The sequence below is a fragment of the Azonexus fungiphilus genome, from assembly GCF_003634965.1.
GTDB lineage: Bacteria > Pseudomonadota > Gammaproteobacteria > Burkholderiales > Rhodocyclaceae > Azonexus > Azonexus fungiphilus.
Genome location: NZ_RBXP01000020.1, coordinates 1 through 15,521 on the forward strand (window position 1 = coordinate 1; position 15,521 = coordinate 15,521).

Below are 15,521 nucleotides of genomic sequence, written 5' to 3' on the forward strand. Positions count from 1 at the left end.
CGCGTTTCCGGCGAGGAGCGCCATGTCGAACTCGAAGGCATCTTCGTCCAGATCGGCCTCTTGCCGAACACCGACTGGCTGAAGGGCACGCTCGAGCTGTCGAAGTTCGGCGAGATCGTCATCGACGCCAAGGGCCACACCTCGGTGCCCGGCGTCTTCGCCGCCGGCGACTGCACGACGGTGCCCTACAAGCAGATCATCATCGCCATGGGCGCCGGCGCCACCGCATCGCTCAGTGCCTTCGACCACCTGATCCGCAGCTGACCGGCGCCGTTACAGATCACCTCTCTTCCCCCGTCATCGCTGCGGCGACGGCGGGGGCTTTTTCGTCTACCCTGCGTTTTCCCCAACCCGAGTGACCCGACCATGAAATACCTGATTGCCCTGCTGGCCTGCGCCGGCACCCTTTCAGCCCAGGCCCAGACGACCCCGCTGCGTGCCGGTGACGCACTGCCGACGCTGGCCCTGACCGACCAGCACGACAAGCCCGCCTTCGTTCCCGCCGACTTGCGCCAGGTCATCTTCGCCGGCGACAAGGCCGGCTCGGAACTGGTCACCGACTGGCTCGACGCGCAGCCGAAGGACTGGCTGACGCGCAGCAAGCGCGTGTACCTGGCCGACATCCACAAGATGCCCGGCCTGATCACGCGGATGTTCGCGCTGCCCAAGCTGCGCGACAAGGCCTACCCGATCGTGCTCGGCCGCGAGGCCGGCGATCTCGCCGCCTTCCCGCACAAGAAGGACTGCGTGACCTTGCTGCCGGTCGACGGCGGCAAGGTCGGCCAGGCGGCCTTCGCCTGCGATGCGGCGGCGTTGAAGGCGGCGCTGCAATAAAAAAAGGGCGGGGATGACCCCGCCCCAACGACGCAAGCTGCTTGCCCGCTTCAGGGCTTGTGCTGTGTCCCGTCGACTTCCTCCCAGCCGGTGATCATCGCCTTGATGTGGGCGAAGACGGTGTGGCCGGTGGTCGTCAGGTAGACGTGGATGAAGAAGAAGGCGGTGATCAGGAAGGCGCCCAGCGTATGGGCGACGGCGACCCATTCGAGGTTGAGGTAGGCGTCGATGCCGAGGCGCTGCCAGTCGCCGTAGAACAGGTAGAACAGCCCGGAGACCCAGATCAGCGGCGAGATCACCGCGAGCAGCGCGAGGTAGGCCAGGCGCTGGAGCGGGTTGTGTTTCTGCACGACGGTCTTGCGGAAGGGATGCGGCGCGTCGCGGAAGATGCCGATCAGGTAGTAATTGACCATCGCCAGCACGTTCTTCAGCGACGGGATGTACTGCCGCCATTCGCCGGTGGTGAACTGCCAGAAGATGGTGAATGCCCACAGCGTCAGCAAGGTCCAGGCGGCCAGCGTGTGCAGCCGGACCGCGCTCTCGAAGCCGAGCAGCGTGTAGCTGCCATGGACCTCGAAGCCGGTGATCATCATGCCGATGATCAGCAGGGCTTGCGACCAGTGCCAGAAGCGCTCGTAGCGCTTGTAGATGTAGATGCGTTCGGCGCTCATTGTGCGTTCTCCTTGCGACGGGTGAGGATGCGGACCAGGCCGTGCACCAGCCCGCCGCCGATGGCGCCGGCGATGGCCAGGCTGCCGAAGAGGTCGACCCAGGCGTTGCGGTCGCGGCCGGGCAGGTAGAGATCGGTGATCACGGCCAGTCGGCCGTCGTTGCCGCGCGTGTGGCATTCGGCGCAGGGCACGGCCTTTTCCTTGGGCGCGACCATGTGGGTGATGAACCAGTTCATCCGCGTCTCGATGAAATCGAACTTGCCGCTGTAGGGCAGGCCGGCGTAATCCATCCCGGCCTGGATCGACTTGGCGAAGTCGTAGTTCTTCCACAGCGCGGTGTCGTCGTCGCCGAACACGTGGTTGACCACCAGCGTGTCGTTGACCGGATCGTAGGCCTGCTTGCCGCGCATCACCTTGAACGGCCAGATGCGGGCGTTCGGGTCGGCGGCCGAGCCGTCGACGCGGTTGAGCTCGAGCACGCCGTCGGCGGCACGGTGGCCGGCCAGCTTGTCGGTGATCGTCACCTGGCTGACGCTGCCGTTGTACCACTTGTATTCCGGGCGGACGTTCTCGCCGTAGGCGAAGTCGCCCTTGGCCGCGGAATACTTGAGGTGGCCGTGCTCGTCCTTGACGAACAGCGGCTTGCCGTCGGCGTCGCGCTTGCCGGCCGTCGACCAGTCCCAGCGCATCTTGGTGGCAACCCCGCCGCGCGCGAATTCGGGGATGTGGCAGGTCTGGCAGGCAACCTTGCCGGCGTGGTGGTTGATCTTGGCTTGCCGGTGCGGTGTCAGGCCGTGGCAGGACTCGCAGGTGGCGCGGTTGTGGTCGTCCTTGGGCAGGTCGAGGCCGTGCGTGTCCCGGGCGGTGACCGCGTAGCGGCTGCCCGACGGCTGGTGGGCGTTGAAGGTGTGGCAGTCGGCGCAGACCATGTTGGCGCCGTCCCTGGCCATGTGCACGTCGACGTCGCGCGGCGGGTTCTTCAGCGACGAATCGAGGTCGCCGTGCTTGACCGCATCGCCGCCGCCGCCGTTGAAGTGGCAGTTGCCGCAGTTGTCGCGGCCGGGACGGCCGACGTGCTGGGCGATCCGGGTCAGGTCCGGGGCCTTGAACAGCTTCTTGCCCGGCGGGCCTTCCATCGGTTCGAATTCGCGGTCGGCGTAGAGCGGGTGGCCGGCGTCGGTGCTGAACTTGCGGTAGCTGCCGGTGTTGTCGTGGCAGGCCAGGCAGTCCACGTTGTCCTGATCGGCGAAGTCGAAGCTCTTGTCGTGCCAGCCGTAGCCGGCGTGACAGCTGGTGCAGCGGGCTTCGTTGGAGAGCGGCGAGCCGCAGAAATTGTTGGCCGCCCATTTCTTGCCGAGCAGCTTGCCGTCCGTCTTGCTCGGGGCTTCCCAGGTCCAGTGCACGCTCTTCATCACCTGGTGCCCGGCCATGTTGTGGCAGGAGAGGCAGGCCTTGGTCACTTCCGGACCGGTCTTGAACGGGCCTTTCAGTGCTTCAAGCTGGCTGTGGTCGGTGGTCGAGTGCGATGCGGCCTTGGCGGCGAGGGCAGGGGGCGGGGCATCGGCCGCGCTGGCAATGGCAACGCAGAAGGACAGGCAGAGGCCGGCGAACAGGGGCACATGAGCTTGCATGTGGTCTCCAGGATTTTCTTGGCGCGGGGGCCGGCCTCCCCAAGCCGGATGATCCCGCAAGCGCAGGCTTGCCAGGCGGCATTATAAGGATGTGCTGATATTTGGCAACCGGTAGCCCGGAATTTGGCGAAATTTGACGGTCGACCGTGCGCGGGCTTGAAAAACCGGCCGGGCGGCCGTAAATGAAGTCGTGACAGCAGAAACAAGGAGCCTCGTCATGAACCTCGTGTACAACAGCGAACATTTCACCGTCGTCGCCTACCCGGCCTGGCAGGGTTTCGAACTGGTCGACAAGGAAAACGGGCGCATGCTCTTCCTGCACGGCGCCGAGGCGTCGTGCTTCCGCGCCGCGATCGACGGCATTCCGGAAGCGACGCGCGACGTCGAGACCATCGACGCCTTCCTCGACGACTACTGCGCCGGCACGGCACAGCCGATCGTCCTGCACTGACGTGCTAGAATCGCGGCCATCGCAAATCAGTCCGAGGTTCGAGAAAATGGGTGTCGTCGATAGTGGTTACGTCTCCGATCACACGCGCTGGATCAACGAGCAACTGGCACAGAACCCGCAGTGGGTCGAGGACCAGAAGGCCGGCCGCGCACTGTGGTGGGACAAGAAGCAGGAAGTCGAGACGAGCGCGCGCAACGCCGAGTCGAAGGTGGCCCAGAAGCCTTATCCCTACGACGTCAATTTCTTCGGCGAATAAATCCCGCCGGACGTAAAAAAGCCGAGGTCGCTGCCTCGGCTTTTTTGTGCCCGGTGAACCGGAGATCAGCCGGTCAGCGGCTTGACCACGCGCTTGACGGCGGTGTCGTCGGGGTGCGGGTGGATGGTGAAGCCGAGGCTGGTCATCAGGCGGAACATCTTGCTGTTGGTCGACAGCACATCGCCGACGACGGCGCGGTAGCCCTTCAGGCGGGCGCAGTCGATCAGCGCCGTCATCAGCTTGCGGCCGACGCCGCACTTCTGCCATTCGTCGCCGACGGCGAGCGCGAACTCGACCGATTCGCCGTCCGGGTTGAGCACGTAGCGGGCGACGCCAAGCTGCGATTCCTTGCCCGTGGCTTCGTCGATCGAGGTCGCCACCAGCGCCATCTCGCGGTCGTAGTCGATCTGCGTGAAGCGCACCAGCATCGTCTGGGTCAGTTCGCGCAGCGTGTCCATGAAGCGGTAGTAACGCGATTCGTCGGACATGTTCTTGACGAAATCCTGCGTCATCTCGGCATCTTCCGGACGGATCGGGCGGATGGTGACGATCTTGCCGTCGTTCATCGTCCATTCCTGGATCAGGTGCACCGGATAGGGGTAAATCGCCATGTGCGCGTAGCGGTCGCCGCTGCTGTTGGCCGCGTGGTCGATGACGATGCGCGCGTCGGCGGCGATGGCGCCGTGCTCGTCGACGATCAGCGGGTTGAGGTCCATCTCGATGATCCACGGCAGTTCGCAGACCATTTCCGAGATGCAGAGCAGGACTTCCTTGAGCGCCTCGCGGTTGACCGGCGGCATGTTGTGGAACTGGTCGAGGATCTTCGAGGTGCGCGTCGAATCGATCAGGTCCTTGGCCAGGAACTTGTTCAGCGGCGGCAATGCGACCGAGCGGTCGCTGAAGATCTCGTTGTCGAAACCGCCGGCGCCGAAAGTGATGACCGGTCCGAAGATCGGGTCGCGCAGCACGCCGATCATGATTTCACGGCCGTTCGGACGCGACAGGAAGGGCTCGATCGAGACGCCGTTGATGCGCGCCTCGGGATGGCGCTTCTGCACGGTGTCGATGATGTCGTGGTAGGCGTTGCGGACCGCCGGCGCATTCTGGATGTTGAGGCGGACGCCGCCGGCGTCGGTCTTGTGCGGCAGTTCCGGCGAATCGACCTTCATCGCCACCGGGAAACCGATCTGCTCGGCGAGCAGCAGGGCCTCGGTGGCGGTGCGGGCGACCATGGTCTGGGCGACCGGCACCTTGAAGGCGCGCAGGATCGCCTTCGATTCCATTTCCGAGAGCACCTTGCGCCGCTCGGCGAGCAGCGCCTCGATCAGCATCTTGGCGCCCTCTGCCTCGGGCCGGCCGTGCTGGCGGGTCGGTTCCGGCGTCTGCAGGAGCAGCTTCTGGTTGCGGTAGTACTTGGAAATGTGGTGGAACAGCTCGATCGCGGTTTCCGGCATGCGGAAGGCGGGGATGCCGGCATCCTCGAGCAGCTTGCGGGCGGCGGCGACCTGGGCTTCGCCCATCCAGCAGCAGATGATGCGGCGGTTGAGCTTGTCCGAGATCGAGATGATCGCCTCGGCGACTCCCATCGGGTCGGTCATCGCCTGCGGCGAGAGCATGACCAGCGTGGTATCGACATTCGGGTCCTGCGAGATCGACAGCAGCGCGTCGCGGTAGCGCTCCGGTGTCGCGTCGCCACCGATGTCGATCGGGTTGCTGTGCGACCAGCTGGACGGCAGCACCTTGTTCAGGTTGCCGACCGTCTCGGCCGCCAGCTCGGCGAGCGGGATGCCGAGGTCGCCGGCGCGGTCGGCCGCCATCGCGCCCGGGCCGCCACCGTTGGTGATGATCGCCAGGCGGTCGCCTTGCGGGCGGAACTTGGACGCCAGCGCCTTGGCGGCGTAGAACAGCTGACCGACGTTCTTGACGCGGACGACGCCGGCACGGCGCACGGCGGCATCGAAGACGGTGTCGGAGACGGCGGCCATGCCCGAGTGCACGCGCGCGGCGTGCGAGCCGGCCTCGTGGCGGCCGGCCTTGAGCAGGATGATCGGCTTGATCCGCGCCGCCGAACGCAGCGCGCTCATGAAGCGGCGGGCGTGGCGGATGCCTTCGACGTACATCAGGATGTAGTGGGTGCGGCTGTCGTAGATCAGGTAGTCGAGGATCTCGCCGAAATCGACGTCGGCGGTCATGCCCAGCGAGATCACCGAGGAGAAGCCGACCTGGTTGGCCGTCGCCCAGTCGAGCACGGCCGAGCACATGGCGCCCGATTGCGAGACCAGGGCGAGGTTGCCGGGGGCGGCGGAGGTCTTGGTGAAGGTGGCGTTGAGGCCGAGTTCGGGGCGGATGATGCCGAGGCAGTTGGGGCCGAGCACGCGGACGTTGTAGGAGCGCGCGATTTCCATCGCCTTGCGCTCGAGCGCGGCACCGACATGACCGGCTTCGGAGAAGCCGGAGGCGATGACGATGACGTTGCGCACGCCGCTGCGGCCGCATTGCTCGATCAGTTGCGGCACCGTCTGCGGCCGGGTGGCGATCACCGCCATCTCGACGCGGGCGCCGATTTCCTCGATCGACTTGTAGGCCGGCTGGCCCTGGATCGTCTCGTGCTTCGGGTTGATCGCGTAGAGGCGACCCTTGTAGCCGGAGCCGAGGATGTTCTTGAAGATGATGTTGCCGACGGAGTTCTCGCGGTCGGAGGCGCCGATCACGGCAACCGATTTCGGCTCGAAGAGCGCGGTGAGATAGTGCTGTTCCAACATGGCGTTTCCCGCTTTAAGGCGATTGTTTTATCTGGATCATCCGGTGCGCGATTCTCCCACAGTCATGCCGGCAATACCATGCGGCGACCATGGGGAATACCCTCAGCCGGCCAGTGCGCAGTTCAGGACGAAGGATTGCGACAGGGCCCGATGCACCGGGCACTTGTTGGCGATCTCGAGCAGGCGCTGGCGCTGTTCCGGGCTCAGCTCGCCGTCGAGCGTGATCCGGCGCTCGATGCAGTCGCGGCTGACGCCGTCGATGTCGACCTTGTGGTGCGCGAGTTCGACCGAGACCCGGCGCAGCGGCAATTCCTTGCGCTCGGCGTACATCCGCAGCGTCATCGAGGTGCATGCGCCGAGGCCGGCCATCAGGTAGTCGAAAGGTGCCGGGCCGGCATCACCGCCGCCCATGCTTGCCGGCTCGTCGGCGAGCAGCCGGTGCTGGCCGGCGACGACGTCCTGCTGGTATCTTCCCTGTCCGTTTTCGCTGACTACGACGGTTCCCGACATGTCTTCCTCCTCGAATGATAGCCACGGCATCATACGCCCATCGCGCTGGGTCGAACATTACAGCGCCCTGTTGCCGGATTTCGCGCCGGTGCTCGACCTGGCCTGCGGCGGCGGGCGCCACGCGCGCCTGCTGGCGGCGCAAAATCGCCGGATTTTTGCGGTCGACCGTGATCTTTCGGCAATTTCCGCGCTCGACGGCCTGCCTGGCGTCGAAACCGCCTGTCTCGACCTCGAAGCCGGCGACTGGCCGCTGGCTGGGCGCCGTTTCGCCGGCATCGTCGTCACCAATTACCTGTGGCGGCCGCGGCTGCCCGACCTGCTGGCGACACTGGCGCCCGGCGGCGTGCTGATCTACGAGACCTTCATGGACGGCAACGCGGCCTACGGCAAGCCGTCGAATCCCGAGTTCCTGCTCCGCCCGGGCGAACTGCGCGCCGTCGCGACGGCGGCCGGGCTCGAGGAAATCGCCTGCTTCGAGGGTTATGCCGGCGAGCCGAAACCCTGCGTGCGCCAGGCCATCGTCGCCCGCCGGCCTACCTGAGCAGTGGCCGCAGCGCCGGCCAGAGATGGTCGAGCAACAGCGGCTGAGCCTCGGCGGTCGGGTGCAGGCGGTCGGCCTGGAACAGTTCCGGGCGGGTCGCCACCGGTTCGAGCAGGAACGGCAGGTAGGCGGTTTTTTCCGCCTTGGCGACCTCGCCGAAGCGCTGGAAGAACTGCTCGGCGTACGGTCCGTAGTTCGGCGGCAGGCGCATGCCGGCGACCAGCACGCGGGCGCCGGCCTTCCTGGCGGCGGCGATCATCGCCGCCAGGTTGTTTTCCATCTGCTGCAAGGGCAGGCCGCGCAGGCCGTCGTTGGCGCCCAGCGCCAGAACCACCACCGCCGGCTGGTGTTCCTTGAGCGCGGCGGCAAAGCGGGAACGGCCGCCGGCGCTGGTTTCGCCGGAGATCGACAGGTTGGCAACGCTATAATCGAGGCGCAATTCGCGCAGACGCTCCTGCATGAGCGACGGCCAGGCCTGCTGCGGCCGGATGCCGTAGCCGGCGGAGAGCGAGTCGCCCATGACCAGGATGGTCCTGGCGGCGAAGGCCGACGGGGCGACAACAAGCAGCGACAACAGGAACAGGATGGTACGCATGGCGGAAAAACCGGTGGTTGAGGTGAATGGACTGGGCAAGACCGTCGATAACGGCGGCGTGCCGCTGACGATTCTGCAGGATATTTCCTTCACGGTCATGCCGGGCGAGACCGTGGCCATCGTCGGCGCTTCCGGTTCGGGAAAATCGACCTTGCTCGGACTGCTCGCCGGGCTCGACGTTCCCACGGCCGGCGAAATCCGCCTCGACGGCGTGTCGCTTGCCGCGCTCGACGAGGATGCGCGCGCCGTCCAGCGCGGCCGGCTGCTCGGTTTCGTCTTCCAGTCCTTCCAGCTGCTGCCGGCGCTGACCGCGCTGGAGAACGTCATGCTGCCGCTCGAACTGGCCGGCCGCAAGGACGCGGCAACGTTGGCGCGCGACTGGCTGGAACGCGTCGGCCTCGGCCATCGCCTCAAGCACTACCCGAAGCACCTTTCCGGCGGCGAGCAGCAACGCGTCGCCCTGGCTCGCGCCTTTTCGCCGGCGCCGCGGCTGGTGCTGGCCGACGAGCCGACCGGCAACCTCGACGCGGCGACCGGCCAGCAGGTCATCGAGCTGATGTTCGACCTCAATGCCAAGCAGGGGACGACGCTGGTGCTGGTCACCCACGACGAGGCGATTGCCGCCCGCTGCGGTCGCGTGCTGCGGATTCAGGCGGGGAGGCTGGCCGACTGAAGGACGGTCGCGGCGGCGCGCCGGCCGCTCCTGACGGCGCCTTCGAGCGTCGCCGGGTAGTCGGCCCAGGTGTAGTCGCCGGCGAGGATGAGGCGCGGGTCGGGCGTGCGCCAGTTGGGCCGTGCCTGTTCGGGGCGGCAGGAAAAAGTCGCCCTTTTTTCGCGGATCACCTGTTGCGATTGTGCCGGACCGAGGCCGAGCGCGGTTTCCATGCTGGCCGCCAGTGCTGCGTCGGACCAGGCATCCCAGTCGCCATGGCCGCTGATCGCACAGCCAAACAGGCCGTTACCGCGGTCGATCGCCCAGGCGCCGGTGGTGCCGCCGAGATGCAGCAGCGGGAAGTCGAGCCTGGTTTTTGCCGAAAATTGCAGGTAGACCGTGACAATCGGCTCGTACTCGAAGCAGGCGTCGGCTTCCGGCAGCAGCGCTTGCAGATGTTGCGGCGCGACGGCGATGACGACTGCATCGTGGGCTTCGCCATCGACGCAGGTGTCGGCGACGCTGCGCACCCGGTGGCCGAAGCGCAGCGTCGCGCCGTGTGCCGCCAGCCAGCGGCAGGCCGGTTCCGGCAGCAGTTCGCCGAAGGGCACGCGCGGCAGTAGCAGGTCGGTGTCGGCGCGGCGTGGGCTGCCCAGGCTGTCGCGCAGGACGTTCGCAAACAATTGCGCCGACGCGCGTTCGGCCGGGGTGTTGAGTGCCGCCAGGCAGAGCGGCTCCCACAGTTTCCGGCGCAGGACGCCGGTCTGGCCGGCGGCGTCGAGCCAGTCGGCGACGCTCTCGTCGCGCCTCAGGCGAAAGCCGCGCCATTTGACGCGCTGCATCCAGAGCGCGGTTTTCAGCTTTTCCGGCAGGTCGACCGTGGCTGCCGTGAGCAGCCCCCAGGCGACGTTGAGCGGCGCCGGCCAGGACGGCAGCGCCAGGCGGAAGCCGTCGCGGTCGACGACCTGCAATGGGTGGCGCTCGAACAGCGCGTCGGGGTCGGCGCCGACGCTGCGCATCAGCGCCAGCGTCTCGCGGTAGGCGCCGAGCAGCAGGTGCTGGCCGTTGTCGAGCGTGCGCCCGTCGATATTGACCGAACGCCCGCGACCGCCGGCGACGCGGCCGGCTTCGTAGAGGGTGACGGCGGCGCCGCGCCGGGTCAGGTCGACGGCGGCGGCAAGGCCGGCCCAGCCGGCGCCGACGACGGCGACCTTCATTCCCGGCGCGACCGTGTCGCCGCCGCCTGCTTCAGTCCGGGGTGGCGTTTTTGCCCGTCAGGCGGCGTCGACCGCAGCATTCGTTCAGCCCTTGATCCAGGTCTTCGCCGCCAGCCACAGCTTGCGCGTCGCCGGCAGCGAGATGCGCTGGTGCAGCACCTGAAAGTTCTCGCCGCGGATTTCCTCGAGCAGGGTGCGATAGATCGCCGCCATGATCAGGCCGGGGCGCTGGTTCTTGCGATCGACCGCCGGCAGCAGGGCGAATGCCTGTTCGTAGTAGCGCTGGGCGCGCTCGTACTGGAACTGCATCAGCGCCGTGAAATTGTCCGAATAGCGGGCGTTGAGGATGTCGGCGGCGGGGACGTTGAACTGCTTGAGTTCGTCCATCGGCAGGTAGATGCGGCCGCGCCGCGCGTCCTCGCCGACGTCGCGAATGATGTTGGTGAGCTGGAAGGCCATGCCCAGGTCGTGCGCGTACTTCTGCGTCTGCCGGTCCTGGTAGCCGAAGATTTCGGCGGCGAGCAGGCCGACGACGCTGGCGACGCGGTAGCAGTAGAGCGATAGCCCTTTGAAGTCGAGGTAGCGCGACTGCTGCAGGTCCATCTCCATGCCGTCGATGATTTCCAGCAACTGCTCGCTCGGCAGGTTGATGCCGGGGGCGACCGCCTGCAGTGCCAGGCCGACCGGGTGGGTGGCCTGTTTCTCGGCGATGCGCTGCACCTCCATCCGCCACCAGACCAGCTTGGTCGAGGCGAGCGAAAGGTCGGAGCATTCGTCGACGACGTCGTCGACCTCGCGGCAGAAGGCGTACAGCGCCATGATCGCCTGGCGGCGTTCGGGCGGTAGGAAGAGGAAGCTGTAATAGAAGGAGGAGCCGCTCTTGGCGCACTTCTCCTGGCAGTATTGGTCGGGGCTCATGGGCTCACATTCTAATGGAACGGGCGAGCAGCACGAACCAGTCGGCCTTGCCCAGCTTGGGCCGGTGGCGGAAGACGTCGCCGCGCACGCGGGCTATGCGCTCCAGGATGCGCAGGCCGCCCTGCACGGTGAGGCGGATTTCCCAGCCGATCCGCCCGGGCAGCGCATGGACCAGCGGCGCGCCGCGCAGCATCAGGGTGCGTGCACGGTCGACCTGGAAATCGATCAGTTTTTCCCAGCCATCGCCGCAGCGGCAGGCGGCGATGTCGTCCTCGCCGACGCCGAAGCGCTGCATCTCGACCTGCGGCAGGTAGATCCGGTCCTTCTGCCAGTCGATGGCGATGTCCTGCCAGAAGTTGATCAACTGCAGCGCGGTGCAGATGCAGTCGGACTGCATCAACTGCGTGTCGCCGGTGCGCTTGAACAGCGCCAGCACCAGCCGGCCGACCGGGTTGGCCGAGCGCCGGCAGTAATCGACCAGCTCGGGGTAGTCGGCGTAGCGCGTCTTGACCACGTCCTGGGCGAAGGCGTCGAGCAGATCGCGAAAGAGCTGGACGGGCAGGGCGTGGGCGGCGATGACCTCGGCCAGATCGACGAACAGCGCTGTCTGCGGCGGGGTGCCGGCGGCGATGCGGTCGAGTTCGGCCTGGTAGGCGGCCAGTTCGGCCAGACGCTGCTCGGGCGGAGCGTCCCCCTCGTCGGCAATGTCATCGGCGCTGCGCGCGAAGCGGTAGATCACCTCGATCGGCCGGCGCAGCGGCGCCGGCACGAGTAAGGAGGCGACCGGGAAGTTCTCGTAGTGATCGACGGGCATGGGCGTTACTCCGGGGCGGTGTTAGAATGCGCCCCGCCCGCCCAGGTGGCGAAATTGGTAGACGCACCAGATTTAGGTTCTGGCGTAGCAATACGTGGGGGTTCGAGTCCCTTCCTGGGCACCAGGCCTAGCACTTCCTCAAGGAATTGCCCGGCCGGCAGGCGAAAGCCGGCGGCATTGCGGTGACCGCCGCCGCCGTAGCGAACGGCAATCGCGGCGACGTCGTAGTCGCCATTCGAGCGTAGCGAAATCTTGGCGTCGCCGTCGGCGGATATCTGCCAGATCATCCCGAAACTTCCCGATTTTTCTGCCAGCAGGTTGCCCAGTTCGGAGGCGAACAGGCCGTTTGCGTTGACCGCCAGCCCTGTGCAGGCCAGCCAGCTACCGGCAGCGTCACTGATGATCTCCTGGCCGTGGCGAAGGGCTTGCACCCCGTCCACCGGCTCACCGCGCAGGCGGGCGCGACACAGCAGCTGGCTGTCGGCCAGGCGGGCGGATTCGATGCGGAAGAACTGGTCGATGGCTTCGCCTTGCAGCACCATCTCGCGATAGCGCGGCGTTTCCGTATTTTCCGTGGCTTCGACCAGTGCCTGCCAAACGGAGAAGTCGAAAGGCAGCAGACGCAACTGGCGGCAGAAGGGCCGGGTGTTGGCCAGCGCAAAGCGCCACAGGTCGAGGTCCTCGATGTGCTGTAGCAGCAAGGGCATGTTCCCGGTGGGGTGGAAATGCTCCCAGGCCAACCGGGCCCCCGATTTTTCCATGTGGAAGCGGACATCGAGCCCTTTGGCCGCATCATAGTGGCCTTGCATGCCGCCGGCCTGTGTCTGCAAGCGGCCGGCCCAGTGCCGCATGGCCGAGGCGTGATGATCAAGCTGGGTGACCGAAGCGGCGAGCGTGCTCATTTCGCCGAGGGTTTCCGGCGTGAAGGAAAAGTCCAGTATGTAAACGTCGCGTCCGCGGATTTCGTCGGCCAGCCAGCCTTCGCCATGATGCAGCGGGCGGTAGATGGCCTTGTCGCCAAAGTGCCGCCAGGCAGCGAAGGCTGCGCCGAAGCCGTCGAGGCAATCGGCGTGATAGTAGATCGTCCCCGGCATGCCTAGTAATGCGGGGGAATCTCGTCGCGCAGGCTGCGGAACTCGGCCGGCTGCAGGCCATTGACCTGCTCGCGCAAGGTCCGGACTTCGTTGACCAGTAGTTCGATCTGCTGTTGCTGGCGGTAAACGATCTTGTTCAGCTCCTCCAGCTGATCCTCAGTGAAGCTGATCTTGATTTCCAGATCGGTCAGGCGTGATTCCATGTTGTTCTTCCGTTGGGCTGGCCGGTGGCCGTTGGTCATCCTTGCGCCGCATCTGGCGTCGTTCGTGCAGCAGCGGCAGGGTTGCACCGATCAGCGTCAGCGCGCACAGTCCGAAGATCAGCCAGCCGGTGTTCATGTATCGATACGATGGTGTCGGGAAGGGCGCATGTTACTTCGGATCAAAATAGTTCGCGCAAAATGTTGACAAATCCCTTGGTGGGTCTATAATGCGCGCTTCTTCAGGCGGTTAGCTCAGTTGGTTAGAGCGCCACGTTGACATCGTGGAGGTCGTTGGTTCGATTCCAATACCGCCTACCAAATTCCTGACGGAGTCGTTTTGATCACTTTCCGAACTTGCACTGCAGTTCAGAAACTCTAATCGAGTCGGCTTTCGTTCATCCAAAAAAAGTGCGGCTCAGCCCGCACTTTTTTTTCGTCCAGAGAATCCTGTCATGCCCGATATCAAACTTCCCGATGGTTCCATTCGTTCCTTCGAGCAGCCGGTCACCATCGCCGAAGTCGCTGCCAGCATCGGCGCCGGTTTGGCGCGTGCGGCGCTGGCCGGCAAGGTCAATGGCAAGCTGGTCGATACCTCGTACCTGATTGAAGAAAATATCGATCTGGCCATCGTCACCGATCGTGACGCCGATGGCCTGGAACTGATCCGCCACTCGACGGCGCACCTCCTGGCTTACGCGGTCAAGGAATTGTTCCCGGAAGCCCAGGTGACCATTGGCCCGGTTGTCGAAAACGGCTTTTATTACGACTTCGCCTACAAGCGCCCGTTTACGCCGGAGGATCTGGTTGCCATTGAAAAGCGCATGGCCGAACTGGCGAAAAAGGATATCCCGGTCAGTCGTGAAGTCTGGAATCGCGACGACGCGGTCAATTTCTTCCTTGGTCAGGGTGAAAAGTACAAGGCCGAGCTGATTGCTGCGATTCCTGCCGATCAGCAGGTCTCGCTGTACCGCGAAGGCGATTTCATCGACCTCTGCCGCGGCCCGCACGTGCCGTCGACCGGCAAGCTCAAGGTGTTCAAGCTGATGAAGGTGGCCGGTGCCTACTGGCGCGGCGATCATCGCAACGAGCAGCTGCAGCGTATCTACGGTACCGCCTGGGCGAAGAAGGAAGATCTCGATGCCTACCTGCACATGCTGGAAGAGGCGGAGAAGCGCGATCACCGTCGTCTGGGCAAGCAGTTCGACCTGTTCCACATGCAGGACGAGGCTCCCGGTCTGGTCTTCTGGCACCCCAAGGGCTGGTCGGTGTGGCAGGAAGTCGAGCAGTACATGCGCAAGGTTTACCGCGACAACGGCTATCAGGAAGTCCGCTGCCCGCAGATTCTCGACCGTTCGCTGTGGGAGAAGTCGGGGCACTGGGATCACTACAAGGACAACATGTTCACGACCTCGTCGGAAAATCGCGATTACGCGGTCAAGCCGATGAACTGTCCGGGGCATGTTCAGGTGTTCAATTCCGACCTGCGTTCCTATCGCGAACTGCCGCTGCGTTACGGCGAGTTCGGCTCCTGCCACCGCAACGAACCGACCGGCGCGCTGCACGGCCTGATGCGCGTGCGCGGTTTCGTTCAGGACGACGGCCACATCTTCTGTACCGAAGACCAGATCGAGTCCGAAGTGACCGCGTTCAACGCGCTGGTCAAGCAGGTTTATGCCGATTTCGGCTTCAACGACGTTGCCGTCAAGCTGGCGCTGCGTCCGGAAGGACGGGTCGGTTCCGATGAGGTCTGGGACAAGGCCGAGGATGCGCTGCGTCAGGGCTTGCGTGCTTCCGGTCTGGAATGGACCGAATTGCCGGGCGAGGGCGCCTTCTACGGGCCGAAGATCGAATTCCACATCAAGGACGCGATCGGTCGCTCCTGGCAGTGCGGCACCATGCAGGTCGATTTCTCGATGCCGGGCCGGCTCGGTGCCGAGTACGTGGCCGGCAATGACGAGCGCAAGGTGCCGGTTATGCTGCACCGGGCCATCCTCGGTTCGCTCGAGCGCTTCATCGGCATCCTGATCGAGAACTTTGCCGGTGCGCTGCCGCTGTGGCTGGCGCCGGTGCAGGCCGTGGTGCTGAATATTTCGGAAAAGCAGGCGGATTACGCTGCCGATGTTGCGCAAAAGCTGCACCGGGCAGGCTTCCGGGCCGAGGCGGATTTGCGCAACGAGAAAATTACCTATAAAATTCGCGAACATAGCTTGAACCGGCTGCCTTATCAGCTTGTTGTAGGCGACAAGGAAAAGGCGGACGGACTGGTAGCCGTGCGTACACGCGGCGGTCAGGACCTCGGACAAATGACGGTCGAGGCACTGATCGAGCGACTCCAAGGGGAAGTCGCGGCGCGGAGTGGCACGGCTTAATTA

At 65.2% G+C, this 15,521-nt stretch carries 19 protein-coding genes, 2 tRNA genes and 1 pseudogene; 11 read left to right on the forward strand and 11 right to left on the reverse strand.

Annotation, left to right across the window (positions count from 1 at the left end; translation table 11 throughout):
• A partial coding sequence (locus DFR40_RS15920) for an FAD-dependent oxidoreductase (RefSeq protein WP_170160251.1) occupies positions 1–264 on the forward strand: 264 nt, incomplete at its 5' end.
• Positions 265–366: 102 nt separating this feature from the next.
• Positions 367–834, forward strand: a complete 468-nt coding sequence (locus tag DFR40_RS15925; RefSeq protein ID WP_121459495.1) for a hypothetical protein — start codon at positions 367–369, stop codon at positions 832–834.
• Between the two features lie 50 nt (positions 835–884).
• Here DFR40_RS15925 and DFR40_RS15930 read toward each other — a convergent pair whose 3' ends face one another.
• Positions 885–1,505: a cytochrome b/b6 domain-containing protein gene (locus DFR40_RS15930; protein ID WP_121459496.1), complete on the reverse strand. Its 621-nt coding sequence runs from the start codon at positions 1,503–1,505 to the stop codon at positions 885–887.
• Positions 1,502–3,136: a tetrathionate reductase family octaheme c-type cytochrome gene (locus tag DFR40_RS15935; RefSeq protein ID WP_121459497.1), complete on the reverse strand. Its 1,635-nt coding sequence runs from the start codon at positions 3,134–3,136 to the stop codon at positions 1,502–1,504. The genes DFR40_RS15930 and DFR40_RS15935 overlap by 4 nt, the downstream gene beginning before the upstream one ends.
• A gap of 217 nt (positions 3,137–3,353) precedes the next feature.
• Between DFR40_RS15935 and DFR40_RS15940 the strand changes: the two genes are divergently transcribed.
• Positions 3,354–3,587 (forward strand): DUF3567 family protein, encoded by a 234-nt coding sequence (locus DFR40_RS15940; protein ID WP_121459498.1) that lies wholly within the window; start codon positions 3,354–3,356, stop codon positions 3,585–3,587.
• A gap of 46 nt (positions 3,588–3,633) precedes the next feature.
• On the forward strand, positions 3,634–3,843 hold the full coding sequence (locus DFR40_RS15945; RefSeq protein WP_121459499.1) for a DUF3460 family protein: 210 nt from the start codon (positions 3,634–3,636) through the stop codon (positions 3,841–3,843).
• 65 nt (positions 3,844–3,908) lie between these two features.
• Here DFR40_RS15945 and DFR40_RS15950 read toward each other — a convergent pair whose 3' ends face one another.
• Both DFR40_RS15950 and DFR40_RS15955 read right to left on the reverse strand, forming a co-directional pair.
• Complete coding sequence (locus DFR40_RS15950) at positions 3,909–6,605, reverse strand: bifunctional acetate--CoA ligase family protein/GNAT family N-acetyltransferase (protein WP_121459500.1); 2,697 nt, start codon at positions 6,603–6,605, stop codon at positions 3,909–3,911.
• Positions 6,606–6,707: 102 nt separating this feature from the next.
• The gene (locus tag DFR40_RS15955) at positions 6,708–7,115 is read right to left on the reverse strand and encodes an OsmC family protein (RefSeq protein ID WP_121459501.1); all 408 of its coding nucleotides are present in this window, start codon (positions 7,113–7,115) and stop codon (positions 6,708–6,710) included.
• Between DFR40_RS15955 and DFR40_RS15960 the strand changes: the two genes are divergently transcribed.
• The gene (locus tag DFR40_RS15960; RefSeq protein ID WP_121459502.1) at positions 7,114–7,656 is read left to right on the forward strand and encodes a class I SAM-dependent methyltransferase; all 543 of its coding nucleotides are present in this window, start codon (positions 7,114–7,116) and stop codon (positions 7,654–7,656) included. The genes DFR40_RS15955 and DFR40_RS15960 overlap by 2 nt on opposite strands.
• On the opposite strand, the gene DFR40_RS15965 is transcribed toward DFR40_RS15960, so the two are convergent.
• Positions 7,649–8,251: an arylesterase gene (locus DFR40_RS15965; RefSeq protein ID WP_121459503.1), complete on the reverse strand. Its 603-nt coding sequence runs from the start codon at positions 8,249–8,251 to the stop codon at positions 7,649–7,651. The two genes, DFR40_RS15960 and DFR40_RS15965, sit on opposite strands and share 8 nt — an antisense overlap.
• Here DFR40_RS15965 and DFR40_RS15970 point away from each other — a divergent pair.
• Positions 8,250–8,924, forward strand: a complete 675-nt coding sequence (locus DFR40_RS15970) for an ABC transporter ATP-binding protein (RefSeq protein WP_121459504.1) — start codon at positions 8,250–8,252, stop codon at positions 8,922–8,924. The two genes, DFR40_RS15965 and DFR40_RS15970, sit on opposite strands and share 2 nt — an antisense overlap.
• Here the strand turns inward: DFR40_RS15970 and hpnE are convergent.
• The 3 genes from hpnE to hpnC all read right to left on the reverse strand — a co-directional run bounded on the left by hpnE (position 8,900) and on the right by hpnC (position 11,852).
• Positions 8,900–10,120, reverse strand: a complete 1,221-nt coding sequence (hpnE, locus tag DFR40_RS15975; protein WP_121459505.1) for a hydroxysqualene dehydroxylase HpnE — start codon at positions 10,118–10,120, stop codon at positions 8,900–8,902. The genes DFR40_RS15970 and hpnE overlap by 25 nt on opposite strands.
• An 84-nt stretch (positions 10,121–10,204) precedes the next feature.
• The gene (hpnD, locus tag DFR40_RS15980) at positions 10,205–11,038 is read right to left on the reverse strand and encodes a presqualene diphosphate synthase HpnD (protein ID WP_121459506.1); all 834 of its coding nucleotides are present in this window, start codon (positions 11,036–11,038) and stop codon (positions 10,205–10,207) included.
• 4 nt (positions 11,039–11,042) lie between these two features.
• Entirely contained in the window at positions 11,043–11,852 is an 810-nt protein-coding gene (gene hpnC, locus DFR40_RS15985; RefSeq protein WP_121459507.1) for a squalene synthase HpnC, read from the reverse strand.
• Between the two features lie 39 nt (positions 11,853–11,891).
• Between hpnC and DFR40_RS15990 the strand changes: the two genes are divergently transcribed.
• Positions 11,892–11,976, forward strand: a tRNA-Leu gene (locus DFR40_RS15990).
• Positions 11,977–11,992: 16 nt separating this feature from the next.
• Here the strand turns inward: DFR40_RS15990 and DFR40_RS17525 are convergent.
• Positions 11,993–12,394 (reverse strand): annotated as a pseudogene (locus DFR40_RS17525) (DHHA1 domain-containing protein); the annotation flags it as partial.
• Between DFR40_RS17525 and DFR40_RS17435 the strand changes: the two are divergent.
• Both DFR40_RS17435 and DFR40_RS17440 read left to right on the forward strand, forming a co-directional pair.
• Complete coding sequence (locus DFR40_RS17435) at positions 12,278–12,547, forward strand: hypothetical protein (RefSeq protein WP_245985709.1); 270 nt, start codon at positions 12,278–12,280, stop codon at positions 12,545–12,547. The pseudogene DFR40_RS17525 and the gene DFR40_RS17435 sit on opposite strands and share 117 nt — an antisense overlap.
• A gap of 66 nt (positions 12,548–12,613) precedes the next feature.
• Positions 12,614–12,952, forward strand: coding sequence for a hypothetical protein (locus DFR40_RS17440; protein WP_245985711.1), 339 nt, complete (start codon positions 12,614–12,616; stop codon positions 12,950–12,952).
• Here the strand turns inward: DFR40_RS17440 and DFR40_RS16000 are convergent.
• Together DFR40_RS16000 and DFR40_RS17195 are read right to left on the reverse strand one after the other, a co-directional pair.
• Entirely contained in the window at positions 12,949–13,149 is a 201-nt protein-coding gene (locus DFR40_RS16000) for a SlyX family protein (RefSeq protein WP_121459657.1), read from the reverse strand. The two genes, DFR40_RS17440 and DFR40_RS16000, sit on opposite strands and share 4 nt — an antisense overlap.
• Entirely contained in the window at positions 13,103–13,285 is a 183-nt protein-coding gene (locus DFR40_RS17195; protein WP_170160252.1) for a hypothetical protein, read from the reverse strand. Before DFR40_RS17195 ends, DFR40_RS16000 begins: the two co-directional genes overlap by 47 nt.
• A 105-nt stretch (positions 13,286–13,390) precedes the next feature.
• Here DFR40_RS17195 and DFR40_RS16005 point away from each other — a divergent pair.
• A tRNA-Val gene (locus tag DFR40_RS16005) sits at positions 13,391–13,467 on the forward strand.
• A gap of 134 nt (positions 13,468–13,601) precedes the next feature.
• Entirely contained in the window at positions 13,602–15,518 is a 1,917-nt protein-coding gene (gene thrS / locus DFR40_RS16010) for a threonine--tRNA ligase (RefSeq protein WP_121459508.1), read from the forward strand.
• The last annotated feature ends 3 nt before the right edge of the window (positions 15,519–15,521 follow it).

Excerpts from the sequence above, each read along its gene's own strand:
- DFR40_RS15950 (WP_121459500.1), bottom strand. The coding sequence starts at position 6,605 with ATGTTGGAACAGCACTATCTCACCGCGCTCTTCGAGCCGAAATCGGTT.
- DFR40_RS15940 (WP_121459498.1), top strand. The coding sequence starts at position 3,354 with ATGAACCTCGTGTACAACAGCGAACATTTCACCGTCGTCGCCTACCCG.
- DFR40_RS15945 (WP_121459499.1), top strand. The coding sequence starts at position 3,634 with ATGGGTGTCGTCGATAGTGGTTACGTCTCCGATCACACGCGCTGGATC.
- DFR40_RS17195 (WP_170160252.1), bottom strand. The coding sequence starts at position 13,285 with ATGAACACCGGCTGGCTGATCTTCGGACTGTGCGCGCTGACGCTGATC.
- thrS (WP_121459508.1), top strand. The coding sequence starts at position 13,602 with ATGCCCGATATCAAACTTCCCGATGGTTCCATTCGTTCCTTCGAGCAG.
- DFR40_RS15965 (WP_121459503.1), bottom strand. The coding sequence starts at position 8,251 with ATGCGTACCATCCTGTTCCTGTTGTCGCTGCTTGTTGTCGCCCCGTCG.
- DFR40_RS15925 (WP_121459495.1), top strand. The coding sequence starts at position 367 with ATGAAATACCTGATTGCCCTGCTGGCCTGCGCCGGCACCCTTTCAGCC.
- DFR40_RS15955 (WP_121459501.1), bottom strand. The coding sequence starts at position 7,115 with ATGTCGGGAACCGTCGTAGTCAGCGAAAACGGACAGGGAAGATACCAG.
- DFR40_RS16000 (WP_121459657.1), bottom strand. The coding sequence starts at position 13,149 with ATGGAATCACGCCTGACCGATCTGGAAATCAAGATCAGCTTCACTGAG.
- hpnE (WP_121459505.1), bottom strand. The coding sequence starts at position 10,120 with ATGAAGGTCGCCGTCGTCGGCGCCGGCTGGGCCGGCCTTGCCGCCGCC.
- DFR40_RS15970 (WP_121459504.1), top strand. The coding sequence starts at position 8,250 with ATGGCGGAAAAACCGGTGGTTGAGGTGAATGGACTGGGCAAGACCGTC.
- DFR40_RS15935 (WP_121459497.1), bottom strand. The coding sequence starts at position 3,136 with ATGCAAGCTCATGTGCCCCTGTTCGCCGGCCTCTGCCTGTCCTTCTGC.
- hpnD (WP_121459506.1), bottom strand. The coding sequence starts at position 11,038 with ATGAGCCCCGACCAATACTGCCAGGAGAAGTGCGCCAAGAGCGGCTCC.
- DFR40_RS15930 (WP_121459496.1), bottom strand. The coding sequence starts at position 1,505 with ATGAGCGCCGAACGCATCTACATCTACAAGCGCTACGAGCGCTTCTGG.
- DFR40_RS15960 (WP_121459502.1), top strand. The coding sequence starts at position 7,114 with ATGTCTTCCTCCTCGAATGATAGCCACGGCATCATACGCCCATCGCGC.
- hpnC (WP_121459507.1), bottom strand. The coding sequence starts at position 11,852 with ATGCCCGTCGATCACTACGAGAACTTCCCGGTCGCCTCCTTACTCGTG.